Source organism: Zymobacter palmae, from assembly GCF_003610015.1.
Classification (GTDB): domain Bacteria; phylum Pseudomonadota; class Gammaproteobacteria; order Pseudomonadales; family Halomonadaceae; genus Zymobacter; species Zymobacter palmae.
Window position 1 is genome coordinate 1,337,568 of the sequence record NZ_AP018933.1, and the last position, 23,025, is coordinate 1,360,592.

27 protein-coding genes and 1 pseudogene are annotated in these 23,025 nt (G+C 51.1%); 18 read left to right on the forward strand and 10 right to left on the reverse strand.

What is annotated here, in order from left to right:
• The first annotated feature begins 69 nt into the window (after positions 1–69).
• The 11 genes from ZBT109_RS05945 (at position 70) to ZBT109_RS05980 (ending at position 4,699) form a co-directional block, all read left to right on the forward strand.
• On the forward strand, positions 70–315 hold the full coding sequence (locus ZBT109_RS05945) for a hypothetical protein (protein ID WP_038277829.1): 246 nt from the start codon (positions 70–72) through the stop codon (positions 313–315).
• Positions 316–564: 249 nt separating this feature from the next.
• A complete protein-coding gene (locus tag ZBT109_RS05950; RefSeq protein ID WP_027704781.1) occupies positions 565–936 on the forward strand; it encodes a hypothetical protein in 372 nt (123 codons plus the stop codon).
• 67 nt (positions 937–1,003) lie between these two features.
• A complete protein-coding gene (locus ZBT109_RS05955) occupies positions 1,004–1,273 on the forward strand; it encodes a hypothetical protein (RefSeq protein WP_145984490.1) in 270 nt (89 codons plus the stop codon).
• Positions 1,270–1,425: a hypothetical protein gene (locus ZBT109_RS13790; RefSeq protein ID WP_156934029.1), complete on the forward strand. Its 156-nt coding sequence runs from the start codon at positions 1,270–1,272 to the stop codon at positions 1,423–1,425. Before ZBT109_RS05955 ends, ZBT109_RS13790 begins: the two co-directional genes overlap by 4 nt.
• Before the next feature lie 67 nt (positions 1,426–1,492).
• Complete coding sequence (locus tag ZBT109_RS05960; RefSeq protein ID WP_027704779.1) at positions 1,493–2,269, forward strand: ERF family protein; 777 nt, start codon at positions 1,493–1,495, stop codon at positions 2,267–2,269.
• Complete coding sequence (locus ZBT109_RS05965; RefSeq protein WP_027704778.1) at positions 2,256–2,870, forward strand: lambda exonuclease family protein; 615 nt, start codon at positions 2,256–2,258, stop codon at positions 2,868–2,870. The genes ZBT109_RS05960 and ZBT109_RS05965 overlap by 14 nt, the downstream gene beginning before the upstream one ends.
• Before the next feature lie 9 nt (positions 2,871–2,879).
• Complete coding sequence (locus ZBT109_RS05970) at positions 2,880–3,386, forward strand: single-stranded DNA-binding protein (protein ID WP_027704777.1); 507 nt, start codon at positions 2,880–2,882, stop codon at positions 3,384–3,386.
• Between the two features lie 122 nt (positions 3,387–3,508).
• Positions 3,509–3,769 (forward strand): hypothetical protein, encoded by a 261-nt coding sequence (locus ZBT109_RS05975; RefSeq protein ID WP_027704776.1) that lies wholly within the window; start codon positions 3,509–3,511, stop codon positions 3,767–3,769.
• A 68-nt stretch (positions 3,770–3,837) separates the two neighbouring features.
• The gene (locus tag ZBT109_RS14265; RefSeq protein ID WP_456300743.1) at positions 3,838–4,056 is read left to right on the forward strand and encodes a ParE family toxin-like protein; all 219 of its coding nucleotides are present in this window, start codon (positions 3,838–3,840) and stop codon (positions 4,054–4,056) included.
• A gap of 24 nt (positions 4,057–4,080) precedes the next feature.
• On the forward strand, positions 4,081–4,416 hold the full coding sequence (locus ZBT109_RS13575; protein WP_145984491.1) for a hypothetical protein: 336 nt from the start codon (positions 4,081–4,083) through the stop codon (positions 4,414–4,416).
• Positions 4,417–4,504: 88 nt separating this feature from the next.
• The gene (locus ZBT109_RS05980; protein ID WP_027704775.1) at positions 4,505–4,699 is read left to right on the forward strand and encodes a DUF7167 family protein; all 195 of its coding nucleotides are present in this window, start codon (positions 4,505–4,507) and stop codon (positions 4,697–4,699) included.
• 94 nt (positions 4,700–4,793) lie between these two features.
• Here ZBT109_RS05980 and ZBT109_RS05985 read toward each other — a convergent pair whose 3' ends face one another.
• The 3 genes from ZBT109_RS05985 to ZBT109_RS05990 form a co-directional block, all read right to left on the reverse strand.
• Complete coding sequence (locus tag ZBT109_RS05985) at positions 4,794–5,666, reverse strand: hypothetical protein (RefSeq protein WP_027704774.1); 873 nt, start codon at positions 5,664–5,666, stop codon at positions 4,794–4,796.
• A gap of 197 nt (positions 5,667–5,863) precedes the next feature.
• A complete protein-coding gene (locus ZBT109_RS13580; RefSeq protein ID WP_145984492.1) occupies positions 5,864–6,262 on the reverse strand; it encodes a hypothetical protein in 399 nt (132 codons plus the stop codon).
• Positions 6,263–6,936: 674 nt separating this feature from the next.
• Positions 6,937–7,446, reverse strand: coding sequence for a hypothetical protein (locus ZBT109_RS05990; protein WP_120185341.1), 510 nt, complete (start codon positions 7,444–7,446; stop codon positions 6,937–6,939).
• Between the two features lie 689 nt (positions 7,447–8,135).
• On the opposite strand from ZBT109_RS05990, the gene ZBT109_RS05995 reads away from it, so the two are divergent.
• The 6 genes and pseudogenes from ZBT109_RS05995 (at position 8,136) to ZBT109_RS06020 (ending at position 13,326) form a co-directional block, all read left to right on the forward strand.
• Positions 8,136–9,227, forward strand: a complete 1,092-nt coding sequence (locus tag ZBT109_RS05995; RefSeq protein WP_051523714.1) for an antA/AntB antirepressor family protein — start codon at positions 8,136–8,138, stop codon at positions 9,225–9,227.
• A gap of 184 nt (positions 9,228–9,411) precedes the next feature.
• Positions 9,412–9,513 (forward strand): annotated as a pseudogene (locus ZBT109_RS14205) (helix-turn-helix domain-containing protein); the annotation flags it as partial.
• A 50-nt stretch (positions 9,514–9,563) separates the two neighbouring features.
• On the forward strand, positions 9,564–10,586 hold the full coding sequence (locus tag ZBT109_RS06005) for a tyrosine-type recombinase/integrase (protein ID WP_051523713.1): 1,023 nt from the start codon (positions 9,564–9,566) through the stop codon (positions 10,584–10,586).
• Between the two features lie 57 nt (positions 10,587–10,643).
• Complete coding sequence (locus ZBT109_RS06010; protein WP_027704772.1) at positions 10,644–10,892, forward strand: elongation factor P hydroxylase; 249 nt, start codon at positions 10,644–10,646, stop codon at positions 10,890–10,892.
• A gap of 699 nt (positions 10,893–11,591) precedes the next feature.
• Positions 11,592–11,939 carry a hypothetical protein gene (locus ZBT109_RS06015; RefSeq protein ID WP_145984493.1) on the forward strand — a complete coding sequence of 116 codons (348 nt, stop codon included), beginning with the start codon at positions 11,592–11,594 and terminating at the stop codon, positions 11,937–11,939.
• A 337-nt stretch (positions 11,940–12,276) separates the two neighbouring features.
• Complete coding sequence (locus ZBT109_RS06020) at positions 12,277–13,326, forward strand: glycosyltransferase family 9 protein (protein ID WP_027704770.1); 1,050 nt, start codon at positions 12,277–12,279, stop codon at positions 13,324–13,326.
• Positions 13,327–13,427: 101 nt separating this feature from the next.
• Here the strand turns inward: ZBT109_RS06020 and ZBT109_RS06025 are convergent, their stop codons facing one another.
• Positions 13,428–14,351 (reverse strand): cellulase family glycosylhydrolase, encoded by a 924-nt coding sequence (locus ZBT109_RS06025; protein WP_051523712.1) that lies wholly within the window; start codon positions 14,349–14,351, stop codon positions 13,428–13,430.
• A 630-nt stretch (positions 14,352–14,981) separates the two neighbouring features.
• Here ZBT109_RS06025 and ZBT109_RS06030 point away from each other — a divergent pair.
• Positions 14,982–15,170, forward strand: coding sequence for a hypothetical protein (locus ZBT109_RS06030; RefSeq protein WP_170144695.1), 189 nt, complete (start codon positions 14,982–14,984; stop codon positions 15,168–15,170).
• Here ZBT109_RS06030 and ZBT109_RS06035 read toward each other — a convergent pair.
• From ZBT109_RS06035 to ZBT109_RS06060, 6 genes are all read right to left on the reverse strand, one after another.
• Positions 15,167–16,687 carry a fumarate hydratase gene (locus ZBT109_RS06035; RefSeq protein ID WP_027704769.1) on the reverse strand — a complete coding sequence of 507 codons (1,521 nt, stop codon included), beginning with the start codon at positions 16,685–16,687 and terminating at the stop codon, positions 15,167–15,169. The genes ZBT109_RS06030 and ZBT109_RS06035 overlap by 4 nt on opposite strands.
• A 243-nt stretch (positions 16,688–16,930) precedes the next feature.
• Positions 16,931–17,554, reverse strand: coding sequence for a LysE family translocator (locus tag ZBT109_RS06040; RefSeq protein WP_038277822.1), 624 nt, complete (start codon positions 17,552–17,554; stop codon positions 16,931–16,933).
• Between the two features lie 177 nt (positions 17,555–17,731).
• Positions 17,732–18,763: a lysylphosphatidylglycerol synthase transmembrane domain-containing protein gene (locus tag ZBT109_RS06045; protein WP_038277819.1), complete on the reverse strand. Its 1,032-nt coding sequence runs from the start codon at positions 18,761–18,763 to the stop codon at positions 17,732–17,734.
• An 85-nt stretch (positions 18,764–18,848) separates the two neighbouring features.
• Complete coding sequence (locus ZBT109_RS06050; protein WP_027704767.1) at positions 18,849–19,613, reverse strand: DUF2334 domain-containing protein; 765 nt, start codon at positions 19,611–19,613, stop codon at positions 18,849–18,851.
• Complete coding sequence (locus ZBT109_RS06055) at positions 19,610–20,779, reverse strand: glycosyltransferase family 4 protein (RefSeq protein ID WP_027704766.1); 1,170 nt, start codon at positions 20,777–20,779, stop codon at positions 19,610–19,612. The genes ZBT109_RS06050 and ZBT109_RS06055 overlap by 4 nt, the downstream gene beginning before the upstream one ends.
• A 110-nt stretch (positions 20,780–20,889) precedes the next feature.
• Positions 20,890–22,842: an exoribonuclease II gene (locus ZBT109_RS06060; protein ID WP_027704765.1), complete on the reverse strand. Its 1,953-nt coding sequence runs from the start codon at positions 22,840–22,842 to the stop codon at positions 20,890–20,892.
• Positions 22,843–23,025 lie beyond the last annotated feature (183 nt).

The window sequence follows — 23,025 nt, forward strand, 5'->3', positions numbered from 1 at the left end:
GCTGAGAATAGAGGCACCTAATTCCCTGCTTGCGCCCTCCATGTGAGGGCTTTTTTGTTGGAGAAATAGATGAAAGCACTGATCTTCTGGGAAGACGTACCGGCCACGGCTGATATGTATGTTGTGGACGCTGCGCCGGATGACGTCGACGTATTGAAGGCGGCAAACGCTAAGTACTTCGGCATTGACGATAACGATACTTGTCTGGACTACGTTGCTCACGCACTGGCAACACGCTGGAAGGGCTGCAAGGTCGACGGGCCTGTCATGGGGCCAATTGATCTGGTCGTGCAATGTGGCGTGATGAGCGCCTGAGCCAAGCGAAGCAACTACCACCGCCATCTGGCGGTTTTTTATGTCTGGAGGAAGCCGTGGAGATAGACAGAAACACGCGGGTGGTTGATCTACCGTCACTTATTCCTAGCGGCAAGGTGCTCAAGTGGCGCCGCCCGGGCATGCCATCAAACGCACTCAACGACATCAACTTTAGGAAAGCTTGCCAGCTGCGTGGCTACTACGAGAAGGCATGGGCACTGCCAGCTATTCGGATAGGGAGCAGATGAGATGAACGTCGCACGATCATACGAAGCCTACCACGACCTACAACGCGGGCGCTTCGAGCTAAACGAACGGGCCCTAGCGCGTCAGGGTGAAGCAATCGACCGCGAGATAGACCGCACACAGCATATCGCTGACTTCGAGCGGATCAGTGATGTGGAGTCTTGCCAGAAACGTATCGCTAGCGCACTGGATGACAACTCTGATCCTTCATTGCTGTTCCCGCTACTGGCGGAGCTTCGCATCAGTCAGCTGGAGATCGACGTAGGTCGGCCACAGCAGGGGATGGCACGGCGCGCACGGGTGCTAAAGCTGCTCGATCAGCACATATATGACGCTATCTGCGAGGACGCACAGCGGGAGCTGGGCATTCTGTGAGTTGGATGTTTTGGATCGCATGGCTGATAGCCGTGCTGGTGGTTCTTTTCTGTATTAGGGGGATGTGATGAGTGAAGCGCGATTTACCACTGGGGTATGGAGTTACTGTGCGGTGATGGGAGAGGTCACCGATAGCGAGAACGAGGTCATTGCCACTCTGCATGACAGCTTTCTTCCCAATGTGCCCGAAGAGCAGCGTGCCAATGGCTATCTGATTGCTGTTGCTCCGGCCATGTACGTCATGTTGGAGACCATCGCCTGCGTCATGACTCAGCTGGGCCACTCAGTAGAAGCCATTGATGAGCTGTTGACGATGGCGCGAAGTGAAGACGTATGACATGGCCGCAGATCGTGATCGCTGTTTGGCTACCGCTGTTGATAGCGATCCTGATGTTCAATTCAGGCGCACATGCTGGAGCGCGTCGGCAGCGGGAAGAAGAGGCGCGCCGCAAGCGGCGAGAAGCAGCAGGGGAAGAAGAACAGAAATGAGATGGCGGCTATTTGCGGTAGCCGCCTGATATCGCGTTGGAATACGAAATCATAGAGAGGATACATCATGGCGAATGAAGTGCAACAGGTGGAGCAGCAGGGCATACAGCAGATGCCTGCCAATCAAGCGCAGTCGATCATGCCGATCATTGAAAAGATGGCCAGCATGCCGGAGCTTCCGATCGACAAGCTGGAACGCATGCTGGATATGCATGAACGGATTATGAACCGCGCTGCACAGGAGCAGTTCAATAGCGCGATGGCCGAGATGCAGGCCGAGATACCCGCCATTGCAGAGCGTGGTCAAGGGCACAACATGAAGTACGCTACTTTCGAGGACATTAACGATACGGTCAAGCCGATTATGAAGCAGCATGGGTTCGGGCTGACTTTTCGTGTTCGGAACCTGCAAGGGGCAGTCGAGATTACGGGCGTGCTGATGCATACCGCAGGGCATCGCGAAGAAACCAGTGTGATGCTGCCGCTGGACACGACCGGCAGCAAGAACGCGGTGCAGGCGGTTGGATCGTCAGTGTCCTACGGTAAGCGCTATGTCATGTGTGCCATGCTCAACATTGCCACCCGAGGCGAGGATGACAACGGTGCGTCAGCCGCACGTAAGCCTACGGTAACGGCGATGCAGGCCGGCCAGATCGGTCGAATACTGGCGCAGTGCAGCGAGCACACGAATGAATGGTTCGACAGCACTTGGGGCGATCCGGCCAATGTTTACAAGGATGCGTTTGATCGCCTGATGGCGAACCTAAACGCCGCACGGGAGAAAGCAAAGGCCAACGCCAACGCTGACAAGGCTGTGCAGGAGGCTGACCATGCAGATAGTTGATGTCGAGCAGGGCACACCTGAATGGCTGGAGGCCCGTTTGGGCATCGTTACCATGTCGCGGGCACAGTGCCTGCTGGTCAAAGGAAAGGGGCCTAATGGCTTGGGCGCTGATGCCATCACCTATATGTTCCAACTGATCGCTGAGCGCTTCACTGGCGAGATTAGCGACAGCTTCGCGGGCAACGTTCACACCGAGCGCGGCCACGCACTGGAGCCAATCGCCCGCGACCTCTACACCGAAGTGACAGGGCTGCTCGTTGAAGAGACGGGCATCATTTTGAACCACGGTGTCGGGTACTCGCCCGATGGGTTGGTAGGCGATAACGGCCTGATCGAGATCAAGACGAAGCTGCCCGGCAAGATGGCCGCCATGCTCTATGACGGCGTGGTGCCGAAAGAGCACATGGCACAGATTCAAGGCGGACTATGGGTCAGTGAGCGTGAATGGCTCGACTTCGTTGGCTATTGGCCCGGCATGCCGCTGTTCGTGCAGCGGGTCTATCGGGATGAGAAGGTTATCGACGCGCTGGCCGACAGCGTGCATCGCTTTTATGACGAGATGGCGCAGCGCGAGCAGGCCATCATTGAACACGCAGCATAAGGAGCAAGCATGAACGTATTTACGGCAACGGGGCGGCTCGGGCGAGATGCCGAGGTTAGAGTGACTCAGAGCGGGACGACGGTAGCTAATCTGGCTATCGCCGTTGATGCTGGTTACGGCGACAACAAGAAGACGCTGTGGGTGCGCGGAGCGCTGTTCGGTAAGCGTGCCGAGGGCGGCCTTGTGCAGTACCTGACCAAAGGTCAGCAGGTCGCGGTTAGCGGCGAGTTGTCGATGAGTAGCTTTCAGAAGCAGGACGGCACGCCGGGACAAAGCCTTGATATGCGCATCACAGAAATCGACCTGATCGGCGGTAGTGGTCAGCAGCAGGGCCAGCAAGGCAGCTACCAGCCGCAACAACCCGCGCAGCAGAATCAGCAGCGGCCACGCCAAAACAACAGCTACCAGCAAGCCCAGAACGGCAACTACACACCACCCCAGAGCCAGCCCCAGCAGCAGCGAGGCGCACCACCTCCCGGCGGGTTTGATGACTTCGACGACGAGATACCATTTTGATTGCAATTGATCATCAATAATCACCTGGTGGTAGCGGTAGATAACATAGTGCTCTATAAATATTAATTAAACGGGGCCGATACAATTACGGGATCATATTGTTAATTAATGGGGTTTTTAAAATGACTCATGAATTTTTGGTCGGTGATCAAGTTCGCACTAAAAAAGGCTGGCCTGAAGCAGAAGATCAGCGAAGAACGGGAGTGATCGTTGCGATAACTGGTGGCGATAAAATCAATTACGAAGAAGATGTACGGGGCGAGAAGTGGGTTATTGTCGCTTGGGATGATGCCCCTAAACCCTGCGTGAATCGAATGGATGTTGCGCATACGCACCTAGAACTGAACCCACCTCAAACGCCCAAACGGCTCAAAAAGAAATAGTTATCTAAACCGGCTCTGGCCGGTTTTTTTATACCTTGGAGGTGGCTATGAAGCAATCGCACTCAACCATGGCGGTCGTGGGGCGCATACCACAAGCCATATGTAGTAGAGCTGAGCAGGCCCTTCACCAATACCAGTGCGGGGATCTACGCGCCAGACGCCTTGCCTCTGGCGCGGGCGATGTAGTGAACGTTGGCTTTCGCTACCGATTGGTGAGAAAGGAAGGCAAGTGGCGGCTGATGAGTCACGAGCGCTACAACAGCGTGGCACGAGGCACAAGACGGTGACTGGAAGACTATCGGGGGTAATCCATGAATCTTGATCATGTGATTAGGCTAGGACGAGCAGACCTAGTGCTCAATAAACGAGAGTTCAGCCGAGCCAAAAAGACGGGCATGTCATCGCCCGTTCTGTTCAGGCCTCGCTTGTCATTGAGAAACGGCAATACCTTCCGGCTGTGGGAAATAAATGCGCGCGACACGACGCTGACCGGCTATTACCTGCTGTTTCGAATTGAGGATGTGTGCTCTCACCTAGGAGAAATTAGCGGGTTTGTGGCCGCTCTATCCGCTACTCAGGGCCGACCTGCATACGATCGTCGAGTAGATGGCATGACCACCGCCGTTCTTTCAAAGATAGGGCACTGACCATCATGGTTGGCAGTTATCCAAGCAAGGTGCCGCTGGTGCCGCACCTACCAGACTATGAGCCCATTTATTTGCCAGGAGAACGACCATGAGCAACGCCACCGTAATTCTTGAATTCAGCGTTAATGGGTTGCCGCTCATCGGCAATGACAACGTCTTTCATGAAGACACGGATATCACGCCTGATGAATGGAGCCGTCTTTCTGAAGACGAGCGCGAAGGCATTGTCCACGAACTTTTCTGTGAGCATGTCCAGTATGGGTGGGGAGTGGCTCCAGCGTAAGCTAAAGTGTAGCTGCTGAAGCCAACTCATCTCGGGCTGTAATACTTAATATCAACTGTTGCTTATCATATTTTTTAATATTTTTCGTATTTTTTTATTTCGATAATTTATTGCTCTTGTAGAATATTTTTCCATCATCCATATAGCATACATACCCCAATATTTGGGCAGGAATTTTAATTGTTTTCTCTGTTATTTTTTCTGGGTAATCTTGCAAGCTTGTTCCTTTTTTACCCCAAGGGTCATCTTGAATTTTAAAATTAATTATTTTTACAAGATACCCTATGTTTACATTTGAATTACGGTATAGTCTTGCTTGCTCAATGGGCATTGGGCATTCTGCCTTAAGCCTCCAGATATCACTATGGTCTTTGTCTCTAATCCCTACTTCTGATAAATTTTCTTTTGGCGCGATAATGCTAATTGTATAATCATCTATAACAGTTGGGCGATATTCATAAGCTCCATTTGTATAAACTCTCTGATATTTCTCTTTGAATTGGAATCCTCCTATACTGCAGCCGTCATAACAGATTATGCCACCATAACCTGTTTCGTACTGCTGTTTGTCTGCATCGTAAGATACGCTTATCGGATATTTATATTCTATTAAATAAACATCTTCTTCGGAAAATGGAGAGTGATCCCATAAGGCAAGCCTCTTGTTATATTCTTCAGTGGTTTCATATGTGTCTTTATATATGTATTTACTAGCTGATGCTATGAGATTTGTGACAAACTCATTAGGTTTGTTTTTATCCCTATAGACAATTTCATCGCTATCACTGTAAACATAAGGAGTCCATGGCTTTGATGGAGCCTTTTGTTCTTTTACCTCTATATTCGAAGAGCTCTCTGTGTAGGTTTTGTTAATATTAATATGATCTTTATCACCATTAGAGCATGCGGTTATATATAATGCAGATATCACTGCAATGCTAATTTTTTCCCACTGACGTCCCATCATGCTTAGTAGAGCTCCTGAAGAACTAAATTAGTTTTAAATTATACCGTATTAAAAGACTGGTTCATAATCTGAGCGATTACTTTTATCCTTTATAAAATAGACGGCTTTTGCCGAGATTTTTTAGCTTGAGGCCTTTCTTGATGACATGAGTACGGGAGGCTATAAAATACACTCTTAATATAAATAATTATTTATAATTAAATTGCTGTTTTTTGCTGTTTTGGAATACATGGAAATATTTCTTTTTGAGATTCATATACATTGTAGTTTAATAGTCCTGAGATGGTTATTCCAACGATAATCGGACATGCCATAGTAATAAGCATCCTAAACGTTCTGTTTTCTTTGTGTTTCTCGGAAAGATTAACTAAAGAGAGACTCAGTTTAAAGCACGAAATAATAGGGACTGTTAATGCTACTATAAATATTAATAGTGCCACAAGTTTCTCTTGATGTTGTAGCCAATTTGTTCTTAATATATAAAATATTGTGGCTGATACGGTGATTTCTTTTAAAAAATCAAGAAATATATTCGATATTTTTATAAATGTTTGGTCTGAATAAGATATGCTTTTTTTGGGGATGCTAGAAGTCATTTTATGCTCCACTGAAGTGTTTGATACAAGAATGCTAATTTGTTATACGAAAAAAGTCATGCTGCTCTTTAGTGTAGAAGAAAAAGAAGCTTTGTTTTTTGGATATAAAGAATTGCGTAACGAACACGAAAAAATTCGTCATGAGCAGGCTTCGTCACATCAAGGCAACAATGAAGCAAACAGCAGAGCACGAAATAAGTGTACGCATCCGCACTCAGTACCCGCAGGAATACTGGGCAGCGCTGCCCTGAACAGCCGATCAGTCGGCTGGCAAGGGTCGGATCGTCGACGTGAGCAGCTGTTGCTAGAAAACTCATCTGTTGAGCAAGGGCGACCTGCAACGTGGACCGTTCGGTCATAGTAAGTTCGCAATAGAGTATGTACAACACCTTATCGTATCAGCGCGCTAAGGTGTTGTAATCAGAATTGGCGACGGCCTTCTTAAATAAATATGGCCTTCAGTCTCTGCAAGATCCCTTCTAATTAGAGACTGTTTCAAAGCCTCAATACTTCTGTTACTGAGGGATTTTAAGTTGCAAAAATGCAGTAAACCCCGCCTGTTCTAACAGAGACTGAGGTTATCGCCTCAGGTTATGAAACAGCTTATTAGGAGTCTTATGTTACTTTGAGAATTATATAGTTGAAGGTAGGGTATTATTAAAATGTAGGCTATTTTAATCCTTCCCATAAAGAGGGGTGTTACATTCTCTTAATTTTTCAGATATTATCGAGTTTATTAATGAGTATTGTATAAGCTGTCTTACAAAAATCTTTTCTTCTTTTAGTTCACTTGCTTTTTCCTTTCCTTTTTCTATATCCTCATTTTCTTCTTTAGATAAATATATAGAAAGCCTTTTTTCGCTTTGTTTTAGTTTGTAAAATGTATCTGATATGTCAAAAAATTCTTGCTTGCTTAAAGCAGGTCTACCTTGTTCTACATCTTCTATTCTAAACTCAGATAAACGTGCAATTGTTAATGTATCTAAGTGATGGTAGTATTCTTCCGACATTAGCTTGCATCTATTATAATAATATTCCATGGCTGTCTTATGATCTTGTTGTTTTATTTCTTCTCTTCTTTGATCTAACGTTAACCTTCCATTTATGTATGTTGCTGCGATGGTTGCACTTGCTGTTATAATAGATACTGTAATAGTTGAAGTAAGAGTGGATTTAATAGACATTTTTTTAAATCTCTTGAGCTAGGTGGTTATAAGAAGTCACGGTGAGATAAGCTGTATATATGAGCCCTTCGGGCCTGCTGGGTTCCGTTGTGCCTCGGTTCGCCAACCCGCTTACAGCTCGCCACCTTAAAACAAATTAGCAATTCTTTAATTAGCCTGGATTATTTGTCATTATTGTTTGGTTTTTTGTCACTTATAGTTGCTTTTATCTGTGCTGAAAACTCATTTAGTTTAGTACTAAAAGGCTCAAGGGTGGCTCTGAGGTTCTCCGATATCGGCTTGGCATTGACCTCTATGTCCTTTTTAGCGTTAGCAACCCATTACTGATGTTTTCTACTAAGCATTTGTACTCTTCGACGTTCATGACTCATCTCCAACTCAGTAGTGGCTGATGTATCGCATACACACCTAAGCATAGCCATCGAAATTAGATTGACACATAAAATGTTTAGCTTTACCTTTCGTGTGTCGCCGCAAAATCGGTGATCGGGCTTGGCCGCTCGGAAAAGGTAAGGCGCACAGCGCCATAACGGCGTTTTTTTGTGTCTGCGTTATGGCGGGCTGTGCGTGGGACACCTTCGGGTGTGCCGGGTTTCCTCTTACCCCCGGTCGGCCAACCCGCGTACAGCTCGCCACCCTCATTTGGCCGAAAAGGTGTCGGGCTCCCAGAAATTAAGAGGAGTCGTACCATGGCAACTGCATCTGCCGTTCAGGCAATCATCCCCGTATTCTCTGGCACCATCCACGATGAGCAATCTCAGCTCGTCGATGCTCGTGCGCTTCATGCTTTTCTTGAAGTGGGAAAACGTTTTGCAACTTGGATCACTGACCGGATCAATCAGTACGGCTTTATTGAGAATGCCGATTACGTCGTTTTTGCCAATTATGGCGAAAACTCTTTGGTTTCCCAGAACGGGGAAATCAAACGAGCAGCCAAAAGTCGCGGAGGCGATCGACGCTCCAAGACCTACCACCTCACCCTCGACATGGCGAAAGAGCTGTCGATGGTTGAGCGAAATGAGAAGGGGAGACAAGCGCGCCGCTACTTCATTGACTGCGAAAAACGTTTACGTCAAATAGCGCCCGATGATGCCGACACTATTCAAGCTAAGACGATCGGCACCAATGGTTTCAACGTCTTGCACGACCTGATCGCCAAAAAAGCGAAGGTCTTGCCGATAGGCATTCAGCGCCAAGCCAAGCACCGTATGTGGGGCATGCTCCATACCCGCTTCAATGTACCGCGTGCCGAGCTGATTCCCGCCAATGATATGGATAGTGCCTGTAACTTCGTGGCGGCTTACGCTATTGAAGGTGAGTACATCCCCGCTGCAATGAATGACGACCACATCACAGTCAACCTACCCAAAGCGCCAAACGATCGTTTCGACAATTTGCCTGCTTCAAGGCTATTCGGCATGGACCTTATCTACCACAGCAAGCTGACGGAGTTGCTCGCGCTGCTGCGTAAAGCTATCAAGAATGATCAGTACGTACGGGTGATGGATATCAGTGCCGCAGGTATAGAGGTTGAAGCACTACGCCACTGGGTAGAGGAGTTGGTGAGATTAGCGGAGTCTTTCCAGACCAACCTAAACTGCATTCAGAATAGCTCTGCTGAGCTTCTTGAGCGCTGGATGACCATTTTCCACCCATGCATCGACATGCTTGATGGCATCGTTGCCCATGAATTCAGAGAGCGCTTAGTGGCTATCAAAGCCGCGTCTGGTTCTCTGCAAAGATGGATGGGGAAAACGAAAACGGCCTTAGAGCAGGCCTAGTTCGTTAGTTACTGAAAATAGAAACGCTCGCCCATAGATCACCCATGGGCGGGCATACCCAATATAGACGCCTTGAGCGTCTTTTTTTATGCCTACGGCCCGCCCTGCGCGGGCTTTGTCGTATCAGGAGGAGGTTGTGCAAGAGGAACGATATACATCGCCACCCGGGTGGGTAGCGGAAAGGATGGGGGTAAGCCGCTCCACAGTTGAGCGTTGGGCCAAGGCTGGAGAGATTCCGGCTGTCACTATTGGGGGGCGTATACTCGTGCACTGGCGCGAGCTAAAGCGTCGCATCGATGAAGAAGCACGCAAGTGCGCATTACAGGGAGAGCAGGCATGCCTTATAAACGGAAAGGCAGCCCGTATTGGTGGGTCAATCTTAAAGGCCCAAACGGCCAAAGAATTAGACAGTCTACTGGCACGGCCAATAAGCAAGAAGCGGAAGCGATCGAAGGGAGGTTAAAGGCAGAGCTGTGGCAGCAGCAAACGTGGGGTAAGGCGCCTGAATACACGTTCGAAGAGGTGATGACTGAATACCTAAAAGCCAAGAAAGGGAGCAAGTCCTTCCATAATATTCAAACCTCTATTGAGATACTGCGCCACTACTTCGGCGGGGTGATCATTAACACGGTAAAGAAGGAGTATGTTAGATCCGCAATACAGCGCATGCAGCGCGAGCGTGGTTATACTGCTGCAAGCCTGAGTACTCGAATGTCATATTTCAAAGCGGCTATTGCGTACTGCCGCAAGGAATTGGACTGGAATATCAGTGATCCTTCTGAAGGCATCTCGTTGCCTAAGCGTGGGCAACGCGTACGTTGGCTTACTCGTGAGGAAGCTGATCGGCTAATCAGCGTAGCCAATGGCATGAAGTGCCATGACCTGTTATCCAGCTTCATCGTTTTGGCGCTCAATACCGGGATGCGGAAAAACGAGATGCTAAAGCTCCAGTGGCGAAGCATTAACTTTGAAGAGCGCATCGTGACCTTGCTGGCTGACGAGAACAAGAGCGGGCGTACTCGGTCTGTTCCTCTCAACGATGCTGCTATACAGGTGCTGGAGAAGAGAAGGGCGTTTGCTGTTGAGCATGGCCTTAAATTACGCTGGGTCTTTGCGAAAGAAGATGGTGAACGTTGGGCGTATCCAGATCCCAGTTTTAGAAAGGCATGCAGGTTAGCAGGCATAGAAGACTTCCGTGTGCACGACCTTCGCCATACCTGTGCCTCTTGGATGGTAAGCCATGGCGTGCCCCTTGCTGATGTCAAAGAGGTGCTAGGGCACTTTTCTGTTACGATGACGGAAAGGTATGCTCACTTGGCGCCTCACCGTGCTATGCAGGCAGTGTCGGTATTGTCTTGAGCACAATTTGGTCACACTAATGAATTGAAAAATAGGCATACTCGCCTGTAGCCCCGTATGGTCTGGCTTGCAGCTTGTTGCCTTTTTTCATTTCTTATTAGTGTCGACAACCTTGATGGCCATGTTGAGGTGGATCGGGAGGCCTTCACGCAAAAGGTAAAAGCACAGGCAGAGCAGTATCGGCAGCAGGGGTTGCCTCCTCGCGCTCAGGTGCTTTTTGATGCGTTTAAAGACTTTTATATCAATGGGTTAAGTGTTGATGACGTGGCAAAAAAACAACTGCCCATTATCGGCATATTGCGGTGAAATGAAGGCGGAAAAGAAGCACAGAAATATTAAGAGTGTGTTTCATAACCCTAATACCTATGTTATTGAAAGAACTTCAAACCACAAAATTGTGGTAGAAACCGTCCTGTCACAAAAAGCTTTGGCAGAGTGGGGCAGTTATCTAGGCGTGGGATGCATCATGTCATCCATTACTTAACTTTCATGGTTCATGAGCGATAGCAAAATGGTCGTTAGTTGTGCAAGCAAGTCGTTTTGGCCTTTGCACAGATCATGGCTATTGCGTCTCGGGACCCCAGAAGGCCCGGTGAGTGTTTACAAGGTCAATCTGTTAACTGGGTCTGAGAAGATGTATTGATTAATATTACTGAGATAAAAGCGAAAGCATATTCTGCATAAATAGATGGCTAACTTGACATTGTTCTAGTAGTTTTTAATGACGGTGGGTTCGATATGTTGGCGCTTTGTTTATAGTTATAGATCATCTCAGTAGTTTTTAATTAAATTGTGATTTTTAATATTTTTATAAATTGAACGATTTTTTTAGAGATATAGTCGCTGTGAAAAATAATAAGCTGTATAAATTCAGAATAATATATGGCTATAAATAATGTTTTTAACACATCTATGGGTAAATGTGGAGCTCTATGTTTTCTATAAATATTGTGTCAATAAAAACGATATTTAAAATAATTTTCCTATGAGAAAGAGAGACTAAATATGAAGTTATTACTGCTTGGAATAGGCCTTCTATCTTCTGTTTACGCACCTGCTGTGTGTGCCGAGTGCTTTGGTGAAGGCGAATACCGTGTCTGCTCTGAGAGTGCTATGGATGATGATGGCAATGGTTATGTCCGTTCGTGGGATGCGGAGGGCAACGAGTATCGTGTGGATGTGAACAGTCGTTCCTTTGGGGGAAATGGCACTGAGACAACGTCTAGCGATAGTGATGGAAACAGCTACTCCATTCGCACTTGGATTGACAGTAATGGTGATGCGCACACTCGAGATAGTGAAGGGAACGAATGCATCATCACGCAGGAAGGTCAAGAAATTGGCTGTGATTAAGGGAGCTCCTTATTCATTAAGTGTTTAAAAAGATAAATATCATAGTTATCAACTATATAGTTGGACTTACTCGAGTTTGAGACTTCAGGTTTTATGAAATGCCTGACGATAACTATCCGCCATTGGCTATTGTGGGGTAGGCATTCTTGCATGGCCGTGGCACTATGGTTGCGTATCAAAGGGATGTTATGCGCTAGGGTGCTCACCATATTAAAAACATGTACAGTGTCTATGGCGCAAATAAAAATTTAAATAGCGATATCCGTTGTAAGCATTGCGTTATCTTGTGAGGAAGGGGAAATATTACGTCATCCTATACCTTACCGAGCGCCACTCAATGAAAGTGATCAAGAAGCTAAAAGAAAAATTAGAAATAAAGCGGTACGATTTTAAGCCTGAGATAGCTGACGGGCCTATTGAAAACATCGAAAACGCCGTGTTTTACTGTGTCGACGGCATTGGCGATATTATGGTCGCTTCGCCTATCATCCGGGCTATTCTGGAAAAGTGTACTGGAAGCGCCTACTTCATCTGTAGCCCCACTAGCCGGCTGTATATCGAGCTGCTTGATAAGCAGTACTCGAACGTTGTTATCGTACCTGTTGGCAAGAAGAAAGCGCTTACCGAAAGCAGCATTGCACACACGGCGGCGAACATAAGAAAGCAAGGCAAAATTGATGTTATCGTCAACGGCCTGGGGCGAGTGTCTCCGCGCTTCGCACAGCTTGCCTGCCTACTCAAACCTCGGGCTGTGCTATCCGCAATGGAAAGCGCTAAACGCACCAGCCGGCCTAAAATGGTGCATAAATCTGTTCATTACGCCAATCTTCTATATCGGCGTGGTGTTTCGATTGTCGATTGCTGGGGCATCGTCGCCCAGATGATAGGCTGCGACTATAATCGTTCCTTGCTGTTTCCGGTTGCAGACATTACTCCTGAGCGTACTCCTTATATTGCGGTTTCTCTGCTAGGTGCCTCTTGGGGTCCTATTTCAGAAAAAAATGCTCTTCATATCTGTCAGGCGATTTCACGGCATTATAATAATGATATTTGTTTGATAGTCTCTCCTGGCATCGAACCCATGTGTCTGTCCATTGCATCAACATTGGAAAATGTTTTTGTTTCCCCGATTCCGCCAACCTTAGAGTTATCGGGAGCCTATATAAAGCAGGCTCAAGCGTTGGTCGCTGTCTGTTCTGCTCCTGTCCATATCGCAGGTGCTTTTGATACTCCTGTCTTGGTAATCAGAGGGGTTGAAAGAAGTGCATGGCGTCCGGTAGTGGGCTGTGCAATGGAATATATAACCAACGATAAAAATATTAATGGTATAGATAATGATAAATTTGAAGCTTGCTTTGCTGAATTCATTAATAAAGTTGGCTTATGAGCATAAGTCGGCCTTGCCTTTGGGCTATGGTAGACAAGGCCAACGCTGATACGTCCAATGATATTTCAGCGGGTGCGTGAATTATGATTGAACCTACTTTACTAATAGAAAATCGAGCACAGTTCTGCTGTATATCTTATGCCGTATACATTGTCGATGGCGGTCTTTCCCCAGGGGGGCAGGGTGAACTGGCCATTTGGGCCGGAAGACAGATCCAGTACGGTATCTGACCCATCGTTGCCATACCATGACCAAGCGATCCAGCCGACGGCTGTTTCTTCTGCATAGCGCATCAGCATGCCAATATCGACGGGGTGGCTTTCCGGCACACGATCCCCGAACTCGCCGATGATCAATGGCAGATTGAGTGCCAGTATCTCGTCGATATTGCGTTTGATCGTGGCGGTATCGGCGGCGGCGTATTCATACATATGCAGTGAGAAGGCCAGTCGTCCCGCACGGTCGCTTTTAAGCAGCGCTTGGCCATAGTCGATGATGGACTGTGGGTATTGGCCATATCCAGCACCATCAATTACCAGTAGATGCTCAAAACCCGCTTCGCGCAGTGCCGTGATGGCGAATTCATAGCCAATCGACCAAGCGTAGGATGACCATGAGCCAAACCACTCATTGGCGATATTGATGATGACCCGATCTTCCTTGCCGATAAGCACGGCGCTCAGCTCGATCCAGTAGGATATGGCGTGTTGTAATGCTTGCAGATTGTCGCTGCCTGTGGCGTCGTGCACTTCTAGCATGGCGATTAGTTGGTGCCGTTCGCACAGCGAGAGGATGTTGCGAACGGATTCGACGTCGTCTTTTTCCCACTGAGTGCCGTTCGATAGCACGATGCGTACCAGGTTGGCACCTGTCGCCGCAATGGATTTTAGCGCTGCCTCAATATCGGCTTTGTACCACGTATGGGCATGATTGATGCCTCGGATGAGAAAGGACTGACCATTGGCATCAATGATCCGGGTGTCGGAAATTGTGAATCCGGCGGTTGTCACTGTATTGGTGATCACTATTGCTAGCTCCTTATAAAAAGCGTATCTCTTGTTTTTATACGGCTCTTTATGGCTATGTTATGCATCTAATTATAATGGTTATAGAAGTGCCTAGGGCACGCTTTATATATAACGACCATTGCCTGCTTTTTGAAGGGGGGTAGGTGGTGGAATTCATAATCACATTATGACAATGAAATTATTAAGAAATACATAAAAGTATCAAGATTTTTTATAGCCAGTTTTCTTGCTGAATGGTAATTTCAATTAGAGACGGTTTCATAATCTTAAAGATTACTTTTGTCCTTTCTAAAATAGACGGTTTCTAGCGCAGTTTTGTGGCTTGACGTCTCTTCAATGATATGAGACTTGGGGTTATGAAATACACTTTTAATGAGTGCTATTTTATAATGCTTCTATAAAGATAAGAAATAATTAATTATTAGTCATAATTTTGAATGGCAATGTTTTGAAATATTTGATGCAATGGGTTCTGTTATAAATATCAGTCATCGTGACGTGTTCATGTCATAATACCAACGGGTGATTTTAAGCATATGTGAAGAAAAAGAAGCGCCATGCGTGTTCTCGATCGCTCAGTAGAGGCAAGCACGCCAACGCCTGCTGATAAAAAAGTGTGGCGTGCCTGTGGGATGGCATTACGATGCTGGCCTACCGCCTACCGCCTACCGCCTACCGCCTACCGCCTACCGCCTACCGCCTACCGCCTACCGCCTACCGCCTACCGCCTACCGCCTACCGCCTACCGCCTACCGCCTACCGCCTACCGCCTACCGCCTACCGCCTACCGCCTACCGCCTACTGTTCGTTGTTTAGTGAGCGGCGATATAGTCGTGCCACTTCTGGGGCCCGAGGGCGTGAATGCTGTGCCCTTGCGTATCAACGGCCACAGTGACGGGCATGTCTTTGACCGTAAATTCGTAGATGGCTTCCATTCCTAGATCTTCAAAGGCTACGACTCGGGCAGCCGTGATCGCTTGCGCAACAAGATAGGCGGCACCGCCGACGGCCATGAGGTAGACCGCTTGGTTGTCCTTGATGGCCTGAATCGCGTTTTTGCCACGTTCAGCTTTGCCGATCATGCCCCTGAGGCCGGCCTGTTCGAGCAGGGGGCGTGTGAATCTGTCCATGCGGGTAGCCGTAGTCGGTCCTGCAGGGCCGACCACTTCATCTCTAACGGGATCAACGGGGCCGACGTAGTAGATAAACCTATCGTGTAGATCAATGGGGAGGGGGGCTCCCTGTTCGAGCAGGTCGACCAGACGCTTGTGTGCGGCATCGCGGCCCGTCAGCAGATGGCCCGATATCAGTAAGGTCTGTCCCGGCTGCCAGTGGGCGATATCGTCGGCAGTGACGGTATCAAGATCGACATGAAGCGTGTCATCGCTGGCTGTTCGCGCTATCTCTGGCCAGTCTTCTAGTGATGGAACGGGAAGCTGGGCAGGACCCGTGCCGTCCAGCGTGATGTCGATATGGCGTGTTGCGGCGCAGTTGGGGATGAGAGCCACTGGCTTGTTGGCTGCATGAGTTGGGGCTGAGCGCACCTTGACGTCCAATACGGTGGTTAGGCCACCTAGGCCTTGAGCACCGATGCCACTCTGATTGGCTCGTGTGAATAGCTCTAGGCGCAGCCTGTCTTCGTGACTCAGGCTATCGGGAACGTGCCTAGCACGTTCTTCCAATGTCTGAATATCAACGGGGGCCATTAATGACTGCTTGGCCATCAGCATGGCCTGCTCTGCTGTTCCACCGATGCCGATACCCAACATGCCTGGGGGGCACCAGCCCGCGCCCATGCCGGGAAGCTGAGCCATGACCCAGTCGGCAACGTTATCGGCCGGGTTGAGCATAGCAAAGCGCGCCTTGGCCTCACTGCCACCGCCCTTGGCGGCCAGCTGTAGAGTAATGGTGTCGCCGGGCACCAAGCGATGATGAATTACTGCCGGTGTGTTGTCACGTGTATTGCGGCGGGCGCCATCGGGGTCTTCAAGGATGGATGCGCGCAGTACGTTGTCAGGATAGGTATAGGCGCGGCGGACGCCTTCGTTGATCAGATCATCAATAGCCGTGTCAGTGTCGAAACGCACATTCATCCCGATCGTGATGAACACTGTAACGATGCCAGTGTCCTGGCACAGAGGGCGTTTGCCGATCGCGCACAGACGAGAATTGATCAGTATCTGAGCCATCGCGTCTTTGGCCGCGGGGTTCTGCTCGCGTTGCCAAGCCGCGTACATTGCGTCGATAAAGTCCTTGGGGTGATAGTAGGAAATGAACTGCAGTGCGTTCGCGACGCTATCGATCAGGTCGGCGGCGCGTATTGTCGTTGTCATGCAGTGCTTGCTCCTCGCGATAAGGGGGGGGCCCGTGTTTATAGGCACGGTGCCTTTGTCCTGCCGGTATACGACGTAGGTATAGACGACGATAACAAAAGACACCGGGTCTTATCACGCATTGCCGTGATTTGAAGCGGGCTGTGATGAAAGGAGTGAACTGCAATGCTGAATGCGCAGGATGATCTGTACGCTGGAAGGCCGGCAACGCGACGCTTCCAGCGTGCATAACCGGGTTGCTGGCTAGCGCCGTCCGAATGCCAGATGAGCAGCAAAGAAGAGGAACAGACCTCCCGTGACGCGATCTAGCCATTTGATGACGTTGGCACGACGCAGTAGCTGTGTCAGGGGACGAGTGGCGTGGATCAGCAGCATGAACCACGTCAGGTTGATGCCAATGTGCAGCATCACCAAGATGAGTGTCCAGCCAACAAATGAATGCTGTGCGGGGATGAACTGCGGCAGAAACGAGACGTAGAAAATGCCCACTTTGGGGTTGAGGACATTGCTCAATAAGCCTTTCATTCCCCAGCCAATGTGCGAGCTCTTGAGGGTGTCGTCGCTGGCGTTGGATGCAAAGTGAGTGCGTGGACGCAGCAGCATATGCAGGCCGAGCCAGCAGAGGTAGGCGGCGCCACACAGCTTGAACAGGGTGAATAGGGTGGTTGAGACCGCCAGTAGTGCGCCAAGCCCTAGTGCAATGACGGCTCCCCATACTAAGCATCCTGCATTGATGCCCAGCGCAGCCCGCATTGCTTGCTGTCGTCCTTCTGCGGCAGCCGTTCTCAATACCAATGCTGTATCTAGTCCGGGCGTGAGGGTAAGCAGTGTTGCTGCCAGCATGAATGCGATCAGGTTGTGAACCATGGCAAGGCTCCTTGGCACAGAGGGGGCGTCGACGGTCGCTCCCGGGGCAGATGAGCACGGAGGCGCTGCGCTGTCGCGTGAATGTTTACGGGAGCAGATGCAAGAAAGGTGCCGTGAAGGCACCTTTCTCTTAGCGTGATGTGAACACTATCCGCCGGCCTTTCGCCAGCGCAACGATCACGACTTGTGTTCGTGCTTGAGCGCTTCTACATCCTTCTTGCGCATTTTGAACAGCGTGTACAGAAGCGGTCGACCTGCCAACAGTAGAAAGGCGGGAATGCCCGCAATCAGGTAGAAATGGTAGGTCACCAGACGCCAGATCAGGATGGCGGCCGCGGCCGTGTCGTGGCCTACGATGCGGTCCAGCATGAACATGGAGGTGAACTCGGCACCACCTGCACCACCCGGGAGCAGCGTGACCTGTCCTGCTGCCATCGACACCATCTGTACCAGATAGGTGTAACCCCAGTTGACCTGATGCCCCAGCCCGTACAGCGCTAGGTAGAGCACGGTGTAGCGTACTAACCAGTGCAGCACGCCGAACAGGAATGCCTGCAACAGTAGATGGCGCGGCATCTTTAAGGTGGTGCGCAATGCGTTGCGGAACACCAGAATCCGACGCATCCAGCTGCGGCGGCGCGGACCGCTGACGTGGCACAGTTTCAGAAAACCGGCGATATGGCGCAGCATGCGCTCATGGTGGCGGCCCGCATAGATCAGAGCGCTCAGCGCCGCGGCCATCAGGATCAATGGTACGGCCAGCACCTTCATCGACGGCAGCTGTATTGATGTCATGATGACGTACAGGCCGACCAGCAGCATCGACACGAAGAAGAACACCATGTCGATCATCTGATCGACGGCAAAGACGGCGGTGGTTTCGGCGGGGCGCAGCCCTCGCTGCTTCATGATCGCGATCAGCGTGAGGTAGCCGCCAGCCCCTCCTGGGGTGGCGCAGATCGCGAACTCTACGGCCATGATGACGCCCATCGACTGCAGACGGGTCAGGTGGCCTGAGCGGCCTGCCAGCAGTACGCGTAACTTGGCGGCGTTAAGGTACCAGCAGACAAAAATCATGCCGATCATCACGACCAGCAGGTGTAACGGGAATTGATGCAACAGGGGCAGCATACCGCGGCCTCCCCATATCACCGGGATCGCGATGATCGCGATCAGGCCGATGATCAGCATGCCCAGCGTGCGGAACATGGCGTCTCCATCATGGACGTGGTCATGGAAGAAGGGCATCTGCGATGAACGATCGCACATGGCAAAGGCAGATACCCTCGGACGATCAGGATTGAGCAGTTTGCTGCTGAGCAGAAAGCCAGCCGTATTTCGTCATGGATGTAAAACCCTGCTGTTGAAGCCGCTCTACGGCATCCAGCCAGTAACGGCGGGACATGTCGTGGCGCATGTCGACGGGATGAAGCCCCAGTCGCAGTGCTTGCCCTTTGCTGTAGCGACGCTCGGACAATGTATTGACGACATAGGACATGCCGCGGCGCCATTTGGCGCGCGCGCTCCAGCATAGCGTGGGTACCGGTACGTGTTCGAAATGGGGAAGGTGGTAGAACCCTTTCGTATCGGTGGTATAGCGCAGTGGTAGGTGGGAGAGGGTGTGGCGCGTGGCCTGACTCATCAGCCAGGCCGGTGCTACGAAACCGTGCAGTGGCCAGCCTTGGCGTTCGAACAGCGAAATGCCTTCTTCGAGGCGCGCCTTGGCGCTGCTGTGATCGAGTCCGTAGAACTCGCCTTCGTAGGTGTAAAGCCTACGCATGAAGTACTCGCGCGCTGAGCGTGGTGCTGGGCCGTCATCGCAGTGATAGAAACCGTGCAGGGCCAGCTCGTCGCCGCGGGCTAGACGGGATTCCAATAGCGCTAGAAACTTCGGATCTTCGAACGTAGGGCTGCGATGGTGAAAGTCAGGTACGACCAGCCACGTCATGCGCACATCACGTGCGTCCATTTCTTCGACGAATGGGCGGTAGTCCTCCCAAGTGGCAGGAGAGATGTCGTGCAGCGCCATCATGAAATGGCGCGAAGAGGCAGCTGTCATGAAGCGTGATCCTGTGCGACTGTCAAGCGTTCAGCAATGACGTGTTCGTAGTGTTGGCGCAGACTGTCGACGACCGCGTCCCAGCCGTGGTGTCGTTCGACACGCTGGCGTGCGAGAGCGCCCATAGCCTTGATGTCCTGCTCGAACAAATCGCGTGTAGCGCGTGCCATGTCCTGAGCGTCAAGTGGGGCGCATAGCCGTGAATAGCGGTCGTCCAGCATTTCGGGCAGTGCCCCTGCATCGGCTGCCACGACAGGGATACCACTGGCCATGGCTTCAAGAATCACCAAGCCAAAGGTTTCCTGTGTGCCGGCATGCAGCAGTGCATCTGCACTTGCCAGCAAGCCTGCAAGTTCGTCAGGGGGGCAGAATCGACTGATCGTGGTGACGTTGTCCGGCGTCTGGCGTGGCATGTTTGAACCCACCATCAGTAAGTGATACTGCGGTCCCAGTATCTTCAGCGTTTCTAGCAGCACAGGAAGGTTCTTTTCCTGTGAACCGCGTCCAGCGAAGATCAACAACCGTATGTCATCGGCAAGCCCCAGCTGCTGGCGCAGTGCCGAATCGCGCTTGTCTGGCGTGAAGCGAACGGTATCAACGCCCAGTGGCTGAACGCTGACACGCTCGACGCCGATGGCCGCAAGCCGTTGAGCCATCAGCTGACTGGGAGCCAGTACGCTGTCGTAGTGGCGATAGAGATGGCGGATATAGCGTTCGGTCAGGTGACGGACACCGTTGCCGAAGCGGCTGCCCAGCATCTCTGGCAGATCGGAATGGTAAAAGGCGATCAAGGGGGCATTCAGACGACGTGCCGCACGGATGGCGGCCCAGCCCACTACATAGGGATCGCCTGCTTCAATGATATCAGGCTGTAACCTGTCCAGTGCGTTGACCCAATGATGAGTTCGCAGTGGAAAACGATAGCCCCCGCTGAACGGTAGAGGCGGTGCAGGAATGCGAAGGGTCTGAAGTCGCTGCTCACGGGAGCCGTGAACGGGAGGTGCTTCTATGCCGTCAGCAGGCGTAGCGTCTGCTGGCAGGCTGGGAATAAGTAAGGAATGGCAGACGTCGTCGGCGTTGACCAGCCGCTGTCGCTTGGCTTCCAGATAGGTACGCACTCCGCCGCTGGAAGGCGCATAGAACATGGTCATGTCGGCAATATGCACGCAGCCGTCACCTCGTTGTTCTGGCAGAAGAACCTTGACCGCTTGCCTTCTGCTGCAATGACACAGAAAAGGATTGCTGCCCGCCCCCAGGCGGTGCGGGCAGCTCCGCATTATGCGCTTGCGGGGGCCAGACGACCGATCAGTGAACGGGTGTCTTCACGCGCTTCAATCAGCACCAAGCTGACGCGATCGCCAAGGCGGTAGCGGCATTCACCGCTGATGACGACACGACCTTCCTTATCATCGATAGCCAGCGTCGTTTTATCCGCTACCAGCGTGGACGCTGGAACAAACACGGAAGCACCGTTGGCTTCGAGACGAACACGCAGGCCTCCGCGACGGATGTCGACCAGCTCGCCTTCGAAGACTTGTTCGCTGGCAATGGTGGCGGCCAGATAGCGAACGTACAGCCAGTCCTTAACGTCGCGCTCGGCCATGCGGTTGAGGCGACGACGTTCGGCCAGATGCTGCGTTGCTTCTTCAGACGCGGCGCCATTAGCTTGAGTGCCGAGCAGAATGGCCTTGAGCAGGCGATGGTTGATCATATCGCCGTACTTACGGATCGGAGAGGTCCACGTCGCGTAGCGTTCAAGGCCCATACCGAAGTGCGGTGCCGGTGTAGCGCTCATGGCAGTATAGCCCTGGAAGCGGCGCAGGCGGGCGTCCAGCCAAGCATCCTCGCGAGCGTCCATCGCATGGCGGAACTGGCGATAGGCTTCGATATCGGTGAGCTGTTCGCGTGCAACGTCGATTTCCTGTTCGGCGAGGAACGCTAGTGCTTGATCAATCTTCTCTTCGGCAAAGCCCTGATGAGCGTTGAAGATACCGTGGCCGATCTTTTCACACAGGGTTTCCGCGCAGCAGACGTTGGCCAGAATCATCGATTCTTCGATCATGCGCTGGGCGATACGGCGGTGCTCGGCGCGGATGTCGAGGACGTTACCTGCTTCATCCAGATCGAAGACATAGTCGGGACGGTCCTTGAAGACGACGGCGTGCTGTTGACGCCATGCCGTACGGGCTTCGGTCAGCGCGGCAAGGGCACGCAGCTGTTCTTCACCGCGTTCGAATGACGGAGTCCACTCGCCTTTGCCTTCCAGCCAGTCAGAGACGTCTTCGTAGGCCAGCTGGGCGTGAGAGCGTACCGTTGCGGCGTAAAAGTCATGACTGACCAAGCTGCCATCGGCGGCAACGTGGATGTCACAGCCCAGCGCCGGACGGTCTTCTTCTTCGCGCAGCGAGCACAGATTGTCGGCCAGACTTTCCGGCAGCATGGTGACGTTCTGGCCCGGCAGATAGACGGTGAAGGCACGCTGACGTGCTTCACGATCAATCGCATCGCCTTCATCGACATAGGCCGTCGGATCAGCGATCGCGACGCTCAGTACCCAGCCGCCGTCTTCGTGGGCACGGATGCTCAGGGCATCGTCCATATCCTTCGTGGAACGACTGTCGATGGTGAAGAACGGCATGGCAGTGATGTCGCGACGCTCAAGGCCTTCTTCGCGTAGCGTCCATTCGGCAGGACCTTCCGGAGACGCGTATTCGAGTGCATGGCGGGCCAGCGTGACGCGCCAAGGGGCATTAGGCTGATCGTTTGCCGCGATCAGCTCGTCGACCTGAGCGAAGAAGCTGCGGTCGTTGGGGTTCATCGGGTGACGCACCATATGCGCAACAACCCAATCCCCTTCCTGCAGGGCCGCTTCGTCAAGATCGCGCTTAACGCGCGACGTGATGGCCAGAGAAATGGACGGATGATCCGGTATGACGGACAGACGTCCCTCACGCTTGCGGATACGACCGATGAAGCGCTCTAGGAACGGTTCGATCAGTTTTTCCGGTTCGGCACTCTTCTTTTCGTTTTCTTCGTGAATGACGGCGTCGATGCGGTCACCATGCATCACCCGTTTCATCATGGGCGGTGGCAGGAAATAGGACTGCCCGTCGTCGGTTTCGAGAAAGCCAAAGCCCTTGTCGGTTGCTTTGACGACGCCAGTGGCGCGCGGAGTGTCAGCGTGAAGCTTTTGCTTGAGCTGAGCAAGAAGAGGATTGTTTGAGAACATCAGGGACGCCTGGATATCGGATCAAGGGGCACACTATAAGGACTTGCCTCAGTGTGGGGAAGAGGCAGAGTGTCCAGCAATGCGATGATTATCGCATGCCTGCGGCGGTGTTTCGAATCAAGACCAAAAACGTGCGTGAAAGATATGTGAAGGATAACGCGAGTACTATCGCATTTCTGCCAT

Excerpts from the sequence above, each read along its gene's own strand:
- ZBT109_RS05945 (WP_038277829.1), top strand. The coding sequence starts at position 70 with ATGAAAGCACTGATCTTCTGGGAAGACGTACCGGCCACGGCTGATATG.
- ZBT109_RS05950 (WP_027704781.1), top strand. The coding sequence starts at position 565 with ATGAACGTCGCACGATCATACGAAGCCTACCACGACCTACAACGCGGG.
- ZBT109_RS05955 (WP_145984490.1), top strand. The coding sequence starts at position 1,004 with ATGAGTGAAGCGCGATTTACCACTGGGGTATGGAGTTACTGTGCGGTG.
- ZBT109_RS13790 (WP_156934029.1), top strand. The coding sequence starts at position 1,270 with ATGACATGGCCGCAGATCGTGATCGCTGTTTGGCTACCGCTGTTGATA.
- ZBT109_RS05960 (WP_027704779.1), top strand. The coding sequence starts at position 1,493 with ATGGCGAATGAAGTGCAACAGGTGGAGCAGCAGGGCATACAGCAGATG.
- ZBT109_RS05965 (WP_027704778.1), top strand. The coding sequence starts at position 2,256 with ATGCAGATAGTTGATGTCGAGCAGGGCACACCTGAATGGCTGGAGGCC.
- ZBT109_RS05970 (WP_027704777.1), top strand. The coding sequence starts at position 2,880 with ATGAACGTATTTACGGCAACGGGGCGGCTCGGGCGAGATGCCGAGGTT.
- ZBT109_RS05975 (WP_027704776.1), top strand. The coding sequence starts at position 3,509 with ATGACTCATGAATTTTTGGTCGGTGATCAAGTTCGCACTAAAAAAGGC.
- ZBT109_RS14265 (WP_456300743.1), top strand. The coding sequence starts at position 3,838 with ATGGCGGTCGTGGGGCGCATACCACAAGCCATATGTAGTAGAGCTGAG.
- ZBT109_RS13575 (WP_145984491.1), top strand. The coding sequence starts at position 4,081 with ATGAATCTTGATCATGTGATTAGGCTAGGACGAGCAGACCTAGTGCTC.
- ZBT109_RS05980 (WP_027704775.1), top strand. The coding sequence starts at position 4,505 with ATGAGCAACGCCACCGTAATTCTTGAATTCAGCGTTAATGGGTTGCCG.
- ZBT109_RS05985 (WP_027704774.1), bottom strand. The coding sequence starts at position 5,666 with ATGATGGGACGTCAGTGGGAAAAAATTAGCATTGCAGTGATATCTGCA.
- ZBT109_RS13580 (WP_145984492.1), bottom strand. The coding sequence starts at position 6,262 with ATGACTTCTAGCATCCCCAAAAAAAGCATATCTTATTCAGACCAAACA.
- ZBT109_RS05990 (WP_120185341.1), bottom strand. The coding sequence starts at position 7,446 with ATGTCTATTAAATCCACTCTTACTTCAACTATTACAGTATCTATTATA.
- ZBT109_RS05995 (WP_051523714.1), top strand. The coding sequence starts at position 8,136 with ATGGCAACTGCATCTGCCGTTCAGGCAATCATCCCCGTATTCTCTGGC.
- ZBT109_RS06005 (WP_051523713.1), top strand. The coding sequence starts at position 9,564 with ATGCCTTATAAACGGAAAGGCAGCCCGTATTGGTGGGTCAATCTTAAA.
- ZBT109_RS06010 (WP_027704772.1), top strand. The coding sequence starts at position 10,644 with ATGGTCTGGCTTGCAGCTTGTTGCCTTTTTTCATTTCTTATTAGTGTC.
- ZBT109_RS06015 (WP_145984493.1), top strand. The coding sequence starts at position 11,592 with ATGAAGTTATTACTGCTTGGAATAGGCCTTCTATCTTCTGTTTACGCA.
- ZBT109_RS06020 (WP_027704770.1), top strand. The coding sequence starts at position 12,277 with ATGAAAGTGATCAAGAAGCTAAAAGAAAAATTAGAAATAAAGCGGTAC.
- ZBT109_RS06035 (WP_027704769.1), bottom strand. The coding sequence starts at position 16,687 with ATGACAACGACAATACGCGCCGCCGACCTGATCGATAGCGTCGCGAAC.
- ZBT109_RS06040 (WP_038277822.1), bottom strand. The coding sequence starts at position 17,554 with ATGGTTCACAACCTGATCGCATTCATGCTGGCAGCAACACTGCTTACC.
- ZBT109_RS06045 (WP_038277819.1), bottom strand. The coding sequence starts at position 18,763 with ATGTTCCGCACGCTGGGCATGCTGATCATCGGCCTGATCGCGATCATC.
- ZBT109_RS06050 (WP_027704767.1), bottom strand. The coding sequence starts at position 19,613 with ATGACAGCTGCCTCTTCGCGCCATTTCATGATGGCGCTGCACGACATC.
- ZBT109_RS06060 (WP_027704765.1), bottom strand. The coding sequence starts at position 22,842 with ATGTTCTCAAACAATCCTCTTCTTGCTCAGCTCAAGCAAAAGCTTCAC.